Origin of the sequence: Corynebacterium sp. CCUG 51687 (assembly GCF_024453995.1) — a bacterium.
Lineage (GTDB): Bacteria > Actinomycetota > Actinomycetes > Mycobacteriales > Mycobacteriaceae > Corynebacterium > Corynebacterium pseudogenitalium.
Genome location: NZ_JAGPYT010000003.1, coordinates 118,477 through 134,539, shown reverse-complemented (window position 1 = coordinate 134,539; position 16,063 = coordinate 118,477). Strand labels below are relative to the sequence as shown.

Genomic DNA, 16,063 nt, shown 5'->3' with positions numbered 1-16,063 from the left:
GTTCTGTTTTTCAAGCACCTATTTACAACCTGAAAGTGAGCACCCTATGCGCATTTCCACCCGTATCGCAGCCATCGGCGTCGCAGCCCTGACCGGCCTGGCAGGCCTCGCAGCACCAGCAGCACAGGCACAGGACGCCACCTCGCTCCTGCAGCTGGTCAACGGCAACGTCAAGACCATGAACTGCAACACCCTGCGCGTCACCCTCAACGGCACCGGCGTCGCCGGCAAGGACACCACCCGCCAGCAGCTGGTCAACAACCTCAATGGCAAGATCGGCGACTCCATCGCCCTTCGCGTCATGTCCGGCGGCACCGTCCAGGCGGTTGCGGACCGTGCGCTGGAGTGCGGCATCGTGAAGCCGGACCCAGTACAGGACTGGGCGAAGCTCCTCGGCAGCTCACAGACCAACATCCCACCGCAGCTGCAGCAGCTGTCCTCCAACCTGGACTTGGGCCAGCTCCTGGCACGCTAGGTATTAGGCGCTCGCCCCGTTGCTTGCGCACCAAATTCCCGTTTTTCTTCGCCGACTTTTGCGTTTCCCCAGGTCACGTAAAGCACGGGAGGGAATGTGGTGTCAGTCCAAGCAGCACGCGCACCACATTCCACGATTCCGATCGGCGAGCGCGGCAAAAGCCCAGGTCGGACAAAACCTGTGAGGGAATGTGGTGCGCACCCCCGCTAGCGCACAATCCCCAAAGAAGCCCCTACTCCACCACCAACTTGATCACGTCGGTGGGGCCTTCGTCGCCCGCGAACTCAACGGGCTCGACGGTGGGGGTAATCGGGGCGTGCACATCGACGGGATCGCCGGTGGTGGCGCCGGGGCAGGCGTCGATAATTGAGGGGTCGAACCACTCGATGGCGGGTGTGCGATCATCGCTGAAGATGACGCCGATGCCGCTCCAGGTCTCCCAGCGCTGTGAGTTGTCGTTGATGCTGTAGACATCGTCGGGATCAAACCCCAGGGCCTCAGCCTGCGCCTTGTCCGTGTACGGGCAGAAGAGGTAGGCGCGCTCGGCCTGCTCGCCGGCAACCTGCGACACCGTAAACGGTGCGCCCTCCTGCGCTGCGGCTGCGAAGCCCAGGTCCGTCGACTTCCCTGTCGAACACCCGGCTAGCGCCACGCAGCTCAGTGTAAGTCCAGCAAGAACCGTTGTACGCGCCTTCATGATGGTCTCCTATCCTTGGCGGGCGTGCTCACGTAACGCGAATTCTACCGCGTCGAGAGGCAGGTCGGGGGCGTGCTCGTCGCGCCCGGCCTTGATAGCCGCCAGGTAGGCGCCGTACTCGTCGGCGGACCAGTCGCTGGTTACGTCCAGGCCGGCGCCCTTCGCGCGGTTGGAGCAGATGATGAGCGGCTTCTCGTCGGCGGCCTCCTGCGGGCCGGCCAGGAAATAGATCAGGCCCGACGCGAACTTCGCAGGCAGGCCGGTAGCCACGACGGTCTCGTACTGCTGGACCGGCGTGAGCTCCCCGGAGCCGACCTTACGCAGCGCCTGCAGCAGTGCGTTCGCCTTGCCCTTGTTGCGCAGGAACTGCTGCAGCTTCAACTGCGCCTGCGCGTTCTTGCCGCCCTGGAACGCGAAGGACGCGCCCAAAAAGTCGATGATCTGGTCGCGGGCGAACTCGGAATCCGCCACATCCTGCGCGAAAGCGAAGACTTCGCGGCGGGTCAGCGTCGCGGTGGCGTCGTCACGGAAGGGTGGGACGCGGCGCAGGTTGTGCGGCCAGCCGGTCTTCCAGCGGATCGGGGAAAAGCTGACGGTTTCTTGCGCGACGGCTTCCGCGGTTGGGGAAACGGCCTTGATGGCTTCTGCAATCTGGTTTGTCATGCGGACTATTGTTACACACTATGACCATCCTCGTGCTTGACCCTCGTTGGCCCGACATGCTGCCCGTTTCGGTAGCGCAGCGCATCCGCGGACCAGTGCAGTTCACCATGGAAGTGCCCGTCTCCGTGCGGTGGGACCTTGCCGACGCCCCCGACGGCCCCTCCCCCTGGCTCCTCACCACGAACGAGGACGACGAGGTGGTGCGGGAGCGCATCGCGAAGGGTGAGCACGTCGAACGGGTGCCCTCGCTCGAGGACCCCGTCCACCAGGCAGTGTCCGTCATGCACGTGGCACGCACGCGCGGGCAGTGGGAACGCTCCATGACGCACGAAACGCTCCTGCCCTACCTCCACGAGGAAACCGAGGAGCTCGCCGCCGCCATCACCGACAACGAAGGCGACGAAGCCCTGCGCAAAGAACTTTCCGACGTCCTGCTCCAGGTCCTCTTCCACGCCGAAATCGCAGCAGAGCGCGGCGCATTCGGGTTCGCGGGGGTGGCGCAGGGGTTCGTCGACAAGATGAAGGCGCGCTCCCCCTACCTTTTCGACGGCAGCTCCGGCCCCGTCGACGCCGAAACCCAAGACCGGCTGTGGCAGGAGGCCAAAGCTAAGGGCAACTAGCTTTGCGGCCCGTACGCCCCACCGCGCAGGGCGCGGTCGTTGAGCTCGCGGCGCGCCTGCTCCAACGCCACCAAGTCGGAAAACAGCGCGTTGTAGGCTGCCTCGTCGTCAGAGGGGCGCATGCGCTGCAGCTGCGCCTTCAACAGCGCGATCTGATCCCCCACGCGGGTCTCCTGCAGGCGTGAAAGCACCGAATCCACGTAATGGTCAATGTCGTCCGGGTGCATCGGCTCCACCGCCAACTCGGAGACGAAGTTGCGGCCCACCAGGTCCAGCATCTCCTGCGCCACCTTCGCCAAAAACTGCGGTCCCACATGCGCGCCGGTCACTCCACCAGCCTTCTCGATCGCGTCACGCACCTGCCGATACGCCGGGTTCGTAAACGCCTCCGGCGAAATGCCCTCAAAGTAACTGCCGGCCTTCTCCGGGTACTGCAGCGCAATCTTGAGCGCCTCGCGCTGCGGCCACAGCAGCGGATCCTGCGGGTTCGGGGGCACCAACGCGGGCAGCTGACCCGGCGCGGCCTGCTGCTGACTGCGCTGCGGCTTCTGCCAGGTACGCTGCTGCTGCTTCGGCCGGCGGGCCTCCTCGCGGACCTGCTGGAGCACCTCATCCGGGTTCGGCCAGCCCACCCAGCCCGCGAGCCTGCGCGCGTACTCCGTCTGCAGCACCTTGTCGCTGATCCCGGCGACGACGGGAACGGTGCGTCGCAACGCCTGCAAGCGCCCCTCCGCCGTGTCCAACGAGTAGTCCTTCAGCAGGGACTCGATCACGAACTCAAAAATCGGGATTCTCGACGCCACCAAGTCCCGCAACGCGGAATCCCCTCGCTCAAGGCGCAGGTCACAAGGGTCCAGGCCGTCGGGGGCGACCGCCACAAACGACTGCCCCGAAAACTGCTGATCCCCCTGGAACGCGCGCATCGCCGCCTTCTGGCCGGCCTCGTCGCCGTCGAAGGTGTAAATCAGCTCGCCGCGGAAGTAGTTGTCATCCAGCATGAGGCGGCGGATCACCGCCATGTGATCCTTACCGAACGCCGTACCACACGACGCCACCGCCGTCTTCACCCCCGCAGCGTGCATCGCCATCACGTCCGTGTAGCCCTCCACCACCACCGTCTGGTGATCCGTAGCAATGTGCTTCTTGGCCAAATCCAGCCCGAAGAGCACCTTCGACTTGTGGTACAACATCGTGTCCGCAGTGTTCATGTACTTACCCATCGGGTCATCATCAAAGAGCTTGCGGGCCCCAAACCCGATCACGTTGCCGGCCACATCCTTAATCGGCCAAATCAGGCGGCGCCGAAACTTATCAATCGGCCCACGACGCCCCATACTCGAAATGCCAGCATCCTGGAGCTCTTGGGCGTCGAAACCCTTGCGAAGCAAGTGCTTCGTCAACGTGTCCCAACCATCCGGGGCGTACCCGCACTCGAAGTGATAAATCAGCTCCTTCGAAAACCCGCGCTCCAGCAAGAAATTCCTACCGACCTCCGCCTCCGGGGTCTCCAACTGCTCACGGTAAAACTCGTGCGCCGCCTTATTCACCGCCAACAGGCGCGCGCGAGTCCCCGGCTTCACATCACGCCCACCTGTTGTCCCGCCCTGGTAATTAATGTGGTAGCCGATCTCCTGAGCAACCGCCTCCACCGCCTCCGGGAAGGACATCTGCTCCATCTCCATCAGGAACGAAAAGACGTCCCCGCCCTTGCCCGTGGAAAAGCAGTGGTAGTACCCGCGCGCCGGCCGGACGTGGAAAGACGGCGTCTTCTCATCCTTAAACGGGCTCAAGCCCTTCAGCGAGTCATACCCAGCCGGTTTGAGCTGCACATACTCGCCAACGATGTCCTCGATCGCCGCCCGCTCACGAATAGCCTCAATGTCACTATCCGGAATTCTGCCCCTAGCCATACGCACATCGTAGCGCCTGTGCCACAATGACTCAGCGTGAGCCGAAAATCGAAGAACACCGCCGTCGGTGCCGTCGTTGTCGCCGCGGCGCTCCTGATCAACACGTTCCTGCCCAACAATAACGAGGGCGCCGCGTCGGGAGACCCCACCTCCTGCCCAAACCTCCCCGCAGAGGCCTGGGACACCATCGACCTCATCGAATCCGGCGGACCCTACCCACACCCAGAGGACGACTCGCGCTTTGGCAATTACGAGCGCACCCTCCCCGAAGAGCCACTCGGCTACTACCGCGAATACACCGTGGACACGCCGGGCGTCCACCACCGCGGGCTGCGACGGATCGTAACTGGCGGCGGAGCCGACGGCGTCGTCGACGAGTGGTACTACACCGACAACCATTACGACACCTTCTGCGAGGTGCAACCGAGGTAACCAACTGGGGGAAGGTGGCGTCTCGAGCACACTCGGGAAATTGTGAACAAAATTGCTACACTGCCAACGCATGGGGGAATTCGCAGCGCTCAGCGCACACATTCACAGCCTTCGGGGACGCACAGTACTAGCTCAGCGGCACAAACAGGCCGTCGCGAGCGGGACTATGGTGGGGATTGGGAGGTATGGGGCCGTCGAAAAGCGGTGGTGGGGCACGCTAGACCCCGACACCCGCCGCATCGCACGAGCTCTCATCCACGGCCGCGAAAACCGCAAAGCCGCCATCGTTGGGCGCACCGCCGCGCGCCTCCACCGCCTCCCCGTGCCACACCTCGGCCGACAGCCCGAACTCACCGAAGTCGCGCTGCCCAACGGCACCTCCATCACCCGCAGCAAATGGCGCCCCGGCCTCCACTATCGACGCCAAATCCTCCACACCACCGACACCATCGCCGGAATCCGCGTCGCACCCCTGCCCGAAACCATCGCGGGCATCTTCAAATGGGAGCCACGCGCGCAGCTCTACCCAGTCCTTAACCACCTCAAACACATCGGCGGCCACGAGGACACCATCACCGCAGCCATCTGGGCCCTGCCCCGCCAACGCGACCGCAACACCCTCCAACTCTGCTGGGAGCGCGCCACCCACCACCCAATCGCGCCCGAGCTCAGCTACCTCGCCACCGCCCTCCTCTCCCACCACGCACTCCCCGCGCACTACTGGCACACCCAACCGCACCGCGTCATGTACGGCACCCACTTCGCCCTCGCACTCACCGACGCCCCACTTTTCGACGACCACTGCGCCCCCACCGAAACCAGCTGGGTCCGCACATTGCACGTCCCCGTGGAAGCACTCCACCGAGACCTCCGCGGCACGATCAACCTCATCGCCGACACCGTGCGCGCCACCTACCGCGGCCGCCCGCATTGCGACATCTGCCGGGGCCCGCGCGAACCACTCCAATACCCCGACGACCTCCTTTGCGACACGAGCATTGAAGCTTTCATCGCAAAATTGACCCGATTCCCCGACGAGGAGCGGCCCGAAGGCCTCCTTCCCGCGTGGTGATTTTGGGGGTGGCATGTGCGCTCTCGAGCGGAGTCGGGAATTTGTGAACAAAATTGCGTGTGGTTGGAGTCACAAAATGCGCAATTCTATTCACGATTTTCCGAACAATCTCGCGAGGCATATACCCACCCCACGCGAGCCGTCGCCGAGGAGAACCTCCGGGAGAGTTCAGAAAACGCCGGAAATGAGCTGTGAGGTGTAGCATACTTTCCATAGTTGTGACTCAAGACACTAATAGAAAGGCGACCGCATGAACTCGCTCTTCCTCGTACTCATCGGGCTGGCGATGCTGCTCACCGGGTACCTGCTCTATTCAAAGTTCCTGGGCCAGCGGGTCTATAAGCTCTCTGAGAGCTATGAGACCCCGGCGCACACTATGGAAGACGGTGTGGACTACGTGCCCACCAACAAGTACGTGCTGTGGGGCCACCACTTCACTTCCGTGGCGGGCGCCGCGCCGATTATCGGCCCGGCAGTCGCTGTGATTTGGGGTTGGCTGCCCGCATTCCTGTGGGTGACCTTGGGAACGGTGTTCTTTGCGGGGATGCACGACTTGGGGGCGTTGTGGGCGTCGCAAAGGCATAGGGGCCAGTCGATTGGCACGTTGTCTGGGCGCTACATCGGCGCGCGTGGGCGCAATCTCTTCCTCGTGGTGATTTTCCTGCTGCTGCTGATGGTGAATACTGCGTTCGCGGTGGTGATTTCGAACCTGCTGATCGCGACGCCGTCGGCGGTGATTCCGACGTGGGGCGCGATCCTGGTCGCGGTGCTGATTGGGCAGGCGATTTACCGCCTGAAGTGGAATCTGCCGCTGGTGTCGGTGGTTGGTGTTGTGGCGCTGTACGCGCTGATGGTGATTGGTGACCGCGTGCCGCTCGCGCTGCCGGAGACGGTGATGGGCATTCCGGACCGCGGTATCTGGATCATTTTGCTGTTCGTGTACGCGTTCATTGCGTCGATGCTGCCGGTGTGGGTGCTGTTGCAGCCGCGTGATTACATCAATGGTCTGCAGCTGTTTGTTGGTCTGATTATTCTGTACGCTTCGTTCTTTATTGTGCGTCCGGAGATTGTGGCGCCGTCGATTAATGAGGCGGTGCCGGAGGGCACGCCGAGTATCTTCCCGCTGCTCTTCGTGACGATTGCGTGTGGTGCGGTGTCTGGCTTCCACGGCATTGTTGCTTCGGGTACGTCGGCGAAGCAGTTGGATAAGGAGACGGACGCGCGCTTCGTCGGGTACTTCGGTGCGGTTGGTGAGGGCCTGCTGGCCCTCGGCACGATTGTGGCGACGACGGGCGGCTACAAGACGATCGCGGATTGGGAGAACGTGTACAACGAGTGGAACGCCGGTGGCGTCAACGCCTTCGTCGAAGGCGGCGGTGCGTTGATGAACCAGGGCCTGGGCATCCCGACGTCCCTGTCGGCCACGATTCTGGCCACCATGGCTGTCCTCTTCGCTGCGACCACGATGGACTCTGGTGTGCGTCTGCAGCGCATGGTCGTCGGCGAGATCGGCCAGATTATGGGAGTGAAGCTCTCCGGCCTGGCAGCCACGATCATCGCGGTAGGTGCCGCACTGGGATTGACGTTCTCGACGGGCCTCGACGGGTCCGGCGGCATGATCATCTGGCCGCTGTTCGGCACCACGAACCAGCTGATGGCCGGGCTGACCCTGGCAGTCCTGGTGGTCATCCTGACCAGGCTGCGTCGCCCAACGCTGCCACTGCTGATCCCGCTGGCGTTCGTCACGCTCATGTCACTGTGGGCGGCGGTGCTGCAGCTGCGCACCCTCTTCGAGGCAGGCAACTGGCTGCTGCTCGCTATCGACGTCGTCATTATTATCTGCGCGATCTGGGTCATCGTTGAGGCGATCACCGCGATCAGCAAGGCGCGCCGCGAGCCAGCCGTCGAGTGGGAGGACACGCCGGTCCATGAGCCTGCGCAGTAAGCTGGTCGCGCTCGGCGCGGGCCTCAGCGAGTTCTACCAGGCGCCCTACCGGCGCGAATTCGCCCGCGCCGCGCGCGAGGAGGACGACCTGTTCACCCTGCTGGTTGCCTCCGAAATGCTCGGCATCCCGAACCCCGCCAGCTACTACACACTCGAACTCCTCCCCCTGCTTTACGACGACTTCCACGCCTGGCACACCCGCATGGGCATGGAACACTCACCACTCGACGGGATCTCATGTTGCTAGACGCCCCAGTCATGTTCTTCGGCGGGAAAGGTGGCGTCGGCAAGACGACCATCTCCGCCGCCACAGCCGTGCGCCTCGCCGCGCGCGGCCGCCGCGTCCTCTTAGTTTCGACGGACCCCGCACACAACCTCGGGCACATTTGGGGCACCACGCTTGACGACGCCCCCACCGCCCTCGAACCGAACCTCCACGCCATCGAGCTCGACCCGGCAACCATTACTTCACAGCACCTGCGCGCGGTCGGCGAATCGATGCGCGCCATGATGCCCGAACGCCTCCACCGCGAAGTGGACCGCCACCTGGAGATGTCACGGCACTCCCCCGGCATGCACGAGGCCGCACTCCTCGAACGCATCGCGGACCTTGTCGCAGAGCGCGGCGACTACGACCACATCATCTTCGACACCGCCCCCTCCGGCCACACCTCCCGCCTCATGGCGCTTCCCGAGGTCATGGCCGCCTACACCGACGGCCTCTTGGCCCGGCGCGATAAGTCCGATAAGTTCAGCGAGCTCGTCCGCGGGATGGGCGGCACTTCCGGGAACAGCGGCTCCCCCGTCGACCGCCGCAATCAGCAGATCCGCTCCACGCTGCTGAAGCGCCGCCGCAAGTTCGAGCACCTCCGCGCCGTGCTCACCGATCCCGCCCAGTGCGTCTTCCACATCGTGCTGACCGCCGAACGCCTTCCCGTGATGGAGTCGATGGAGTTCTACGAGGAGCTCACCTCCCACGGCGTGCACGTCGGAGGGGCCGTGGTGAACCGCCGCACGCCAAATGAGGCCGGCTCTTTTTTGGCGGGACGCCGCGCGGTAGAAACGCGAGCGCTGGAGCTGCTGGACCTGCCGGTGCCGATCCTTGAGCTTCCGTGGCTTCCGGGCGAAATTGGCACGCGGGATGCGCTCGAGCAAATCGCTGGATTCCTCTCCACGTAGAGGTAGAAGGTGTCGTCTCGAGCGGAGTCGGAATTTTGTGAACAGATTTGCTTGTGTGCTGAGTCACAAAAACTGCACTTTTGTTCACGATTTCCCGAATAATCTCGCGAGGCATACCTCTAGTAGAAGCCGTCGAACGCGGCGGCCTTCTTCGCGGTGCGCTCGAGGCGCGACTCCGTCATCGAGGCGATCTGGTCCACGATGACGCGCTCGCGCTCCAAATCCGTCTCGGCGGCCTCGAACCACTGCTGGAACATCGTGTCCAGGGTGCCCGGCGCGCCGGCGCGCAGGTACTCGTGGACGTGGAAGATGCGGTCGCGCTGCCGGTCCTGGCGAGCGAGGTGCGCGGGCTCGTCCATCACATAGAGCACGGCGACGGTCTTGAGAAGACGGACCTCTGCCTCCACGTCGCGCGGGACCACGAGGTTGCCGTGCTGTCTGCCCAGCACGTTGTTTGCTTCGTCGGTGAGCGTTGCCTGCGTGACCCCACCGACGTAACGGCCCACCAGCTGTGAGGTCAGCGCTTTGAGTTGGGTCCAGGACTGGAGGGTGAAGTCGAAGTCGGCGGCTGCGGCGATGGCGGGCAGGGCGCGGAGGCGGTCGGCGGCGTCGATGAGGGAGTCGGCGGTGCCGCCGAACGCGGCGGCACCTTTCTCGGCGAGGGCTGCGAGCTCGACGAAGTCCCAAAGTACTTGGAGGGACACGCGAGAGGAGACGATGCCGTCTTCGACGTCGTGGACGGAGTAGGCGATGTCGTCGGAGAAGTCCATGACTTGGGCTTCCATGGGTGGGCGCGAATCGGTGTGCCCGGCGCGTGCCCAGGCGAGTATGTCGGCGTCTTCGTCGTAGGCGGAGTATTTACGGTTGGTGGAACCGTCGGGGTTGGTGCGGGTCCACGGATATTTGGTGGCGGCGTCGAGGCTGGCGCGGGTGAGGTTGAGGCCGTAGGTGGTGGCGTCGATAATTATTTTTGGTTCGAGGCGCGCGAGGATGCGCAGTGTTTGTGCGTTGCCTTCGAAGCCGCAGGGGGCGACTTCGTTGAGGGCGTTTTCGCCGTTGTGGCCGTAGGGCGGGTGGCCGATGTCGTGGGTGAGGCCGGCCATTTCGCACAAGTCGGGGTGGAGGCCGAGTCCGGTGCCGATACCGCGTGCGATCTGCGCGACTTCCAGCGAGTGGGTCAGGCGTGTGCGTGGTGTGTCGCCGTCGCGGGGTCCGACGACTTGGGTTTTGTCGGCGAGGCGTCGTAGCGCGGCGGAGTGGAGAACGCGGGCGCGGTCGCGGGCGAAGGCGTCGCGGGTGTCTGCGTGGGGCGCGGTTTGGGCCCCTTTGGGGGCTTCGGGGGCGCGGCGTTCGACGTCTGCGGCGTTATAGGTGTACACGCCTTCTGAGCGTAAACGGTTCCGGCACGTTTCTGCGTGAGCGACTACCCTCATTGGCATGACTAAGCGCAACTACCGTCTCTTGGCCGCTGCCCCGCTGTTCGTTGGGGGCGCGTTGTTGGCCGTCGCCCCGGTGGCGCAGGCTGCAGCGCCGTCCGTGTCTGTGCTGGCACTTCAGCCCAGCTTGTTGACGACGCCAGTCACCGACGAAGCTGGCGTCCTGACTCCTGGGGAAATTTCCCAGGTTGAGGACGCTATCGCGCAGGTCAGCGCGCAGAAGGGCCGTTCGGTGCGGGTGGTGTTCCTCGATTCTTTTGCGGGCACGCCGCCGTCGCAGTGGACGGAGGATGCGGTGCGGGCCAACGGGCCGAACACGGCAGTCATCGCGATTTCGCCGGATGAGCGCGCCTACAGCGTGACTACTGGGGAGCAGTGGTCGTCTGCGGAGGCGGACGCGATTGACCAGGCGGCGTACGCGAGGTTGGTGCAGTCTGACTGGGCGGGTGCCGCGCTGGCCGCGGTTGAGGCGGCCGGCAGCGCTAGTGCTGGTTCGGGTGGCACGGGTTCGGGTTCAGACGGCGGCGAGGCAACTGGCCTGATTGCCGGCGGTGCCGGGCTCGCCGCGGTTGCCGGTGGCGGGTACTGGGCGGTGTCGCGTCGTAAGAATAAGCAGCACAGGGAGGCGCAGGTGGCGTCGGCACGCGAGCTTGCACCCGGCGATGCTGATTCGCTGAACCGCCTGCCTACCGCCACCCTGGACGCGGTGGCGCAGGAGGCGCTCGTCGCTGCCGACGAGTCCGTGCAGCAGGGCCAGGAGGAGCTGCGCCTGGCTACCTCTGAGTTCGGCGCCGACCGCGTGCGGCCGTTTACCGCCGCGATGAACTCGGCGACCACCGCCTTGCAGCGCGCGTTTCGCACCCAGCAGGCGCTGCACGACGCCATCCCGGAGACCGAGCCGGAGCGCCGCGCCATGCTTATCGACATCATTACGTCCGCCCGCACGGCTGAGGCGTCGCTGCGCGCAAAGACGGAGGAGTTCAACTCGATGCGCGGTGTGCTGATGCGCGCGCCGGAGGAGATCGAGAAGGTGATGCAGCGCACCGTGGATCTGCGCTCGCGGCTGGAGCCGGCGAAGCAGCAGCTGGCGGCGCTGCGGGAGCAGTACCCCGCCCAGATGCTGCACTCCATCGACGGCAACGTGGAGCTCGCCGCCGAGTCCCTCGACGAGGCCGAGGCGCAGTTGGACAAGGCCCGCGGGCTCGCCACACGCCCGGCCGGTGAGCAGGGCCCGCTTCTCGACGTCCTCTCCTCCGCCACCCGCGCCGTCGAGCTTTCCGACCATAACTTGTCCGCCATCGAGCACGCCGACGCGAACATCCGCACGGCGAAGGAGAACCTCTCCTCGCTCATCCAGGAAATCCGCGACGAGATCGAGCAGATCGCGCAGCTTAAGGGCGCACGTGCGCAGGGCGCTGACATCGACGTGGCCGCCCTCGACCGCGTCACCGCGACCGCCCGCGAGGCCATCGCCAACATCGGCGACCGCGACACCACCGACCCGCTGAGCCTGTACGCCGACTTGAGCGACGTCGACGCCCAGCTCGACGCCGAGATCGAACGCGCCGAGGGCGCCGCCCACGACCAGTCACGGGCGCTGACCATGTTCGACCAGCAGATGCAGGTGGCCACCACCCAGATCCAGTCCGCCGAGGACATGATTCGTTCCCGCGGCCGCATCATCAGCTCGCAGCCGCGCACGCTGCTGGCCCAGGCACAGCGCGAGTACGCGGAGGCCCAGCAGCGCCGCACCAGCAACACCCGCGAGGCCATCGAGTACGCCCGCCAGGCAACCACCACCGCGCGTCGCGCGATCCAGGCCGCCAAGGACGATCTGGATCAGTACCGCCGCGCCCAAGCCCGCGATACCGCGAACTCCATGGCGCAGGCCGTGCTGTGGGGATCGATCCTCTCCGGCGGCGGCAACCGCGGGGGCGGCTTCGGGGGCGGAGGATTCGGTGGAGGCGGCGGCTTCTCCGGTGGCGGCGGTGGCGGCGGGATGAACACCCGCGGCGGCACTTTCTAACCGGCTAGTAGCCCTAGTAAAGCAGCCTACGCGTGGGCGTATCCACGTACGTGAGCGCCCACGTTATAAACAGCAGATCCCCCACGAGCGCCTCGGAGGCGCAGTCCCCTAGAACGGTCACCTCTAACTCCCCGTTGAGGTGGCCGTTTGTCGTTGCGACGGTGGTGCCGCGGGCGTCGATAATGTCGCGGCGGCGCCCCCGGGTCCTGCGCACCGTGTATGGCCTGCCGCCGCACTCGGCGGTGTAGCGCGCCACGGTCAGGCTGGTCTTGCGCAGCAGGTAGCGCTGGCCGCGCTCGTCGACTGCACGCAGCGACGCGGGGAACGTCGACACCATGGTGATGCGGTGGCCGTCCGCGGTGATCGTGGCGCCCTCCACGGTTGCCACCGCCGCATCGGTTCCTTCGAGCGCCGCACCGCGCCACCACAACGTGGTCATTAGAGGAACATCACCAGCACGATGATTCCCGAGAACAGCAACAGCGTGCCGATCAGCGCATTCGAAATCCCGAGCTTCTTCGCCTCCAGGACCTCGCGGCTTACCCACGCCAGGCCGGCCACGTCGGTGGCGGGCAGGGTGGTCTCGCCCTCGAACTCGAGGATTGCCTTGCGCACCCCGTTGTGGTCCTGGGTGAACTGCGCGACCTTCTCGCCGGCGGCGTCGTTGACCACCCAGTTCTTGCCCCACTCGTTGACCAGCACGTAGGAGCGCTCCCCGATATGCACAGGGATCTCCTTCGCGCGCGCCAAAGAAGCGGTGGCTTCCACCACTGTCTCACCGTTACACTTCGCCACCGCGCCGGACTCAGGGGCGACCAGCAGGTCCCACTGCTGCCCGCCCACCGTTGCGGACTCGTGTGTAAACTCGCCGAGTACCTCCGGGCCGGCCTCAGCCAACAGCTTCGGGGCGTCGCGCTGCGAGCGGTCCCAGCTTACGTAATGCATGGCGAGTGCCTCCTAGCAGCCGATCAGGCGGGTAGCCAGGTATGCCTCGAGCTCGTCGATCTTGACGCGCTCCTGCTCCATCGTGTCACGCTCGCGGACGGTCACGGCGCCGTCCTCAAGCGAGTCGAAGTCGAAGGTCACGCAGAACGGCGTACCGGTCTCGTCCTGGCGGCGGTAGCGGCGACCAATCGCGCCGGAGGTGTCGAAGTCGACGTTCCAGTGCTGGCGCAGCTTCGCGGCGAGCTCCTCAGCGGGCTCGGCAAGCTCGGACTTCTTGGACAGCGGCAGCACAGCAACCTTCACCGGCGCCAGGCGTCGATCCAGCTTCAGCACCACGCGGGTATCCGTGCCACCCTTGGCGTTCGGGGCTTCTTCCTCGTGGTAGGCGTCGACAAGGAAGGCCATCATCGCACGGCCAAGGCCGGCTGCTGGCTCGATGCAGTACGGCGTCCAGCGTTCGTTGGCGGCCTGGTCGAAGTAGGACAGGTCCTCGCCGGACTTCTCGGAGTGCGTGCGCAGGTCGTAGTCCGTGCGGTTCGCGATGCCTTCGAGCTCGCCCCACTTGGAGCCGGTGAAGTTGTAGGCGTACTCGATGTCGACGGTGCGCTTCGAGTAGTGCGACAGCTTCTCCTTCGGGTGCTCGTACAGACGCAGGTTTTCCGGGTTAATGCCCAGGTCGATGTACCACTGCAGGCGGTTATCAATCCAGTACTGGTGCCACTCTTCGTCCTCACCCGGCTTGACGAAGAACTCCATCTCCATCTGTTCAAACTCGCGGGTACGGAAAATGAAGTTGCCCGGCGTGATCTCGTTGCGGAAGGACTTGCCGATGTTCGCGATACCGAACGGCGGCTTCAGACGCGCCGACGTCATCACGTTCTTGAAGTTCACAAAGATGCCCTGCGCCGTCTCCGGGCGCATGTAGTGCAGGCCCTCCTTGTCGTCGACCGGGCCGAGGTACGTCTTCATCAGGCCCGAGAACTCACGTGGCTCAGTCCAGTTGCCCGGCTGGCCCGTCTCCGGGTCCTTGATGTCCGCCAAGCCGTTGACCGGCGGGTGGCCGTGCTTCTCCTCGTAGGCCTCCAGCAGGTGGTCCGCACGGTAACGCTTGTTGGTGTACAGCGACTCAACCAGCGGGTCCGTGAACACCTCCACGTGACCCGACGCCTCCCACACCTGACGCGGCAGAATAATCGACGTATCCACGCCGACCGTGTCCTTCCTGGACTGCACCATGTGCTTCCACCACTGGCGCTTAATGTTTTCCTTCAGCTCGACACCGAGCGGACCGTAGTCCCATGCAGAACGCGTACCGCCGTAAATTTCACCGGCCGGGTATACAAGGCCACGGCGCTTGCAAAGGTTAACAACGGTATCGATCTTGCTGGCTGACATGAACACTCCTCATATATGGGTGATGCAAAAACTACCCGCTTAGTGTAGCCAATCCCCCAGACACTTAGCATCTACCCCACCACATTGGCGCCGTCCGCTACTCTGGGACGCACTATGCCAAGCTCGAATAACCCCGTCAGGAAACTCGGCCCGCGCATGACCCGCCAGCGCCAGGCCGTCGTGGACGCGCTGAAAGACATTGACAAGTTCAGCCCCGCCAAAGACATCCACGCAGCGCTGGTCGACCGCAACGAGCAAGTCGGGCTCACCACCGTCTACCGCACGTTGCAGGGGCTCGCGGAAATCGGCGCCGTCGACGTCATCCAAAGCCCAGAGGGCGAAACCCTCTACCGGCACTGCCTCACCGAGCACCACCACCATCACCTCGTGTGCGTCAAGTGCGGCACCAGCGAGGAGATCGAAGGCGGCCCCGTCGAGTCCTGGGCCGAAGCCACGGCCAAAAAGCACGGCTTCACGCTCGTCGCCCACGAGGCCGAAATCTACGGCATCTGCAGCAACTGCCAGGCCTAATCAAACTTATCGACGGCCCCTCCGAACCTCCTGTCCCGCTTCGCATACTCGTACACGGCGTCGAACATGTCGTCCTTAGTGAAGTCCGGGAAAAGCTTATCCTGGTAGACCATCTCCGCGTACGCCGACTGCCACAGCAAAAAGTTCGACGTCCGCTTCTCCCCACTCGGCCGCAAAAACAGGTCCACGTCCGGCATATCCGGGCGGTACATGTACTTCGCGAACGTCTTCTCCGTAATATCCCCAGGCGCAATCTTGCCGTCCCGAGCGTCCTTGGCCAGCTGGCGGGCGCCGTCGATAATCTCGGCGCGACCACCGTAATTGATGCACATCGCGAGTGTGAGCCCCGTGTTGTCCTGCGTGAGCTCCTCGGCGGCCTCGAGCTCGCGAAGCACCGAACGCCACAGGCGCGGGCGTCGACCCGCCCACACAATGCGCACGTTCTTCTCGTGCAGCTCCTCGCGCTGCCGGTGCAGCACATCGCGCGAAAAGCCCATGATGAACCTCACCTCGGACGCCGCGCGGCGCCAGTTCTCCGTCGAGAACGCGTACGCCGACAGCCACTCCACCGACCCCATCTCAATGCAGGCATCCACGCAGTCCAGCAGCACCGCCTCACCACGCTTGTGGCCCTCGGTGCGCTTCATGCCACGCTCCTGCGCCCACCTGCCGTTACCGTCCATCACCAACGCGATATGACGAGGAATAAACTCCGGGGAAATCTGCGGTCTGCTCAT

The 16,063-nt window shown here is 64.6% G+C and carries 17 protein-coding genes; 9 read left to right on the top strand and 8 right to left on the bottom strand.

Annotated elements, in window-relative coordinates:
* Positions 1 to 46 precede the first annotated feature (46 nt).
* Positions 47 to 475, top strand: a complete 429-nt coding sequence (locus tag KBX13_RS04265; RefSeq protein ID WP_070362106.1) for a hypothetical protein — start codon at positions 47 to 49, stop codon at positions 473 to 475.
* Positions 476 to 707: 232 nt separating this feature from the next.
* Here KBX13_RS04265 and KBX13_RS04260 read toward each other — a convergent pair whose 3' ends face one another.
* Entirely contained in the window at positions 708 to 1,172 is a 465-nt protein-coding gene (locus KBX13_RS04260; RefSeq protein ID WP_256020874.1) for a hypothetical protein, read from the bottom strand.
* Positions 1,173 to 1,181: 9 nt separating this feature from the next.
* The gene (locus KBX13_RS04255) at positions 1,182 to 1,835 is read right to left on the bottom strand and encodes a hypothetical protein (protein ID WP_256020873.1); all 654 of its coding nucleotides are present in this window, start codon (positions 1,833 to 1,835) and stop codon (positions 1,182 to 1,184) included.
* 20 nt (positions 1,836 to 1,855) lie between these two features.
* On the opposite strand from KBX13_RS04255, the gene KBX13_RS04250 reads away from it, so the two are divergent.
* Positions 1,856 to 2,455 (top strand): MazG nucleotide pyrophosphohydrolase domain-containing protein, encoded by a 600-nt coding sequence (locus KBX13_RS04250; protein ID WP_256020871.1) that lies wholly within the window; start codon positions 1,856 to 1,858, stop codon positions 2,453 to 2,455.
* Here KBX13_RS04250 and dnaG read toward each other — a convergent pair.
* Entirely contained in the window at positions 2,452 to 4,365 is a 1,914-nt protein-coding gene (gene dnaG / locus KBX13_RS04245) for a DNA primase (protein ID WP_256020870.1), read from the bottom strand. The two genes, KBX13_RS04250 and dnaG, sit on opposite strands and share 4 nt — an antisense overlap.
* Positions 4,366 to 4,401: 36 nt before the next feature.
* Here dnaG and KBX13_RS04240 point away from each other — a divergent pair, with 36 nt between their 5' ends.
* The 5 genes from KBX13_RS04240 (at position 4,402) to KBX13_RS04220 (ending at position 8,993) form a co-directional block, all read left to right on the top strand.
* Positions 4,402 to 4,797, top strand: coding sequence for a ribonuclease domain-containing protein (locus KBX13_RS04240; protein WP_256005337.1), 396 nt, complete (start codon positions 4,402 to 4,404; stop codon positions 4,795 to 4,797).
* 70 nt (positions 4,798 to 4,867) lie between these two features.
* Positions 4,868 to 5,869, top strand: coding sequence for a hypothetical protein (locus tag KBX13_RS04235; RefSeq protein ID WP_256020868.1), 1,002 nt, complete (start codon positions 4,868 to 4,870; stop codon positions 5,867 to 5,869).
* A 250-nt stretch (positions 5,870 to 6,119) separates the two neighbouring features.
* The gene (locus KBX13_RS04230) at positions 6,120 to 7,814 is read left to right on the top strand and encodes a carbon starvation protein A (protein WP_256020867.1); all 1,695 of its coding nucleotides are present in this window, start codon (positions 6,120 to 6,122) and stop codon (positions 7,812 to 7,814) included.
* Positions 7,798 to 8,061 (top strand): cory-CC-star protein, encoded by a 264-nt coding sequence (locus KBX13_RS04225; RefSeq protein ID WP_256001476.1) that lies wholly within the window; start codon positions 7,798 to 7,800, stop codon positions 8,059 to 8,061. The genes KBX13_RS04230 and KBX13_RS04225 overlap by 17 nt, the downstream gene beginning before the upstream one ends.
* Complete coding sequence (locus KBX13_RS04220; protein ID WP_256001475.1) at positions 8,052 to 8,993, top strand: ArsA family ATPase; 942 nt, start codon at positions 8,052 to 8,054, stop codon at positions 8,991 to 8,993. Before KBX13_RS04225 ends, KBX13_RS04220 begins: the two co-directional genes overlap by 10 nt.
* A 119-nt stretch (positions 8,994 to 9,112) precedes the next feature.
* On the opposite strand, the gene KBX13_RS04215 is transcribed toward KBX13_RS04220, so the two are convergent.
* Positions 9,113 to 10,426: a deoxyguanosinetriphosphate triphosphohydrolase gene (locus KBX13_RS04215; RefSeq protein ID WP_256001487.1), complete on the bottom strand. Its 1,314-nt coding sequence runs from the start codon at positions 10,424 to 10,426 to the stop codon at positions 9,113 to 9,115.
* Positions 10,427 to 10,430: 4 nt separating this feature from the next.
* Here KBX13_RS04215 and KBX13_RS04210 point away from each other — a divergent pair, with 4 nt between their 5' ends.
* Entirely contained in the window at positions 10,431 to 12,455 is a 2,025-nt protein-coding gene (locus KBX13_RS04210; RefSeq protein ID WP_256020865.1) for a TPM domain-containing protein, read from the top strand.
* A 13-nt stretch (positions 12,456 to 12,468) separates the two neighbouring features.
* On the opposite strand, the gene KBX13_RS04205 is transcribed toward KBX13_RS04210, so the two are convergent.
* The 3 genes from KBX13_RS04205 to KBX13_RS04195 are packed head-to-tail and all read right to left on the bottom strand — an operon-like array spanning position 12,469 to position 14,795.
* Positions 12,469 to 12,894 (bottom strand): hypothetical protein, encoded by a 426-nt coding sequence (locus KBX13_RS04205; RefSeq protein WP_256020864.1) that lies wholly within the window; start codon positions 12,892 to 12,894, stop codon positions 12,469 to 12,471.
* Positions 12,894 to 13,400, bottom strand: a complete 507-nt coding sequence (locus tag KBX13_RS04200) for a hypothetical protein (RefSeq protein WP_070478004.1) — start codon at positions 13,398 to 13,400, stop codon at positions 12,894 to 12,896. Before KBX13_RS04200 ends, KBX13_RS04205 begins: the two co-directional genes overlap by 1 nt.
* Before the next feature lie 12 nt (positions 13,401 to 13,412).
* Entirely contained in the window at positions 13,413 to 14,795 is a 1,383-nt protein-coding gene (locus tag KBX13_RS04195) for a glycine--tRNA ligase (RefSeq protein ID WP_256020862.1), read from the bottom strand.
* Between the two features lie 114 nt (positions 14,796 to 14,909).
* Here KBX13_RS04195 and KBX13_RS04190 point away from each other — a divergent pair, with 114 nt between their 5' ends.
* Positions 14,910 to 15,326 (top strand): Fur family transcriptional regulator, encoded by a 417-nt coding sequence (locus tag KBX13_RS04190; RefSeq protein WP_256020859.1) that lies wholly within the window; start codon positions 14,910 to 14,912, stop codon positions 15,324 to 15,326.
* On the opposite strand, the gene KBX13_RS04185 is transcribed toward KBX13_RS04190, so the two are convergent.
* Positions 15,323 to 16,063: an isoprenyl transferase gene (locus tag KBX13_RS04185; RefSeq protein WP_240492792.1), complete on the bottom strand. Its 741-nt coding sequence runs from the start codon at positions 16,061 to 16,063 to the stop codon at positions 15,323 to 15,325. The two genes, KBX13_RS04190 and KBX13_RS04185, sit on opposite strands and share 4 nt — an antisense overlap.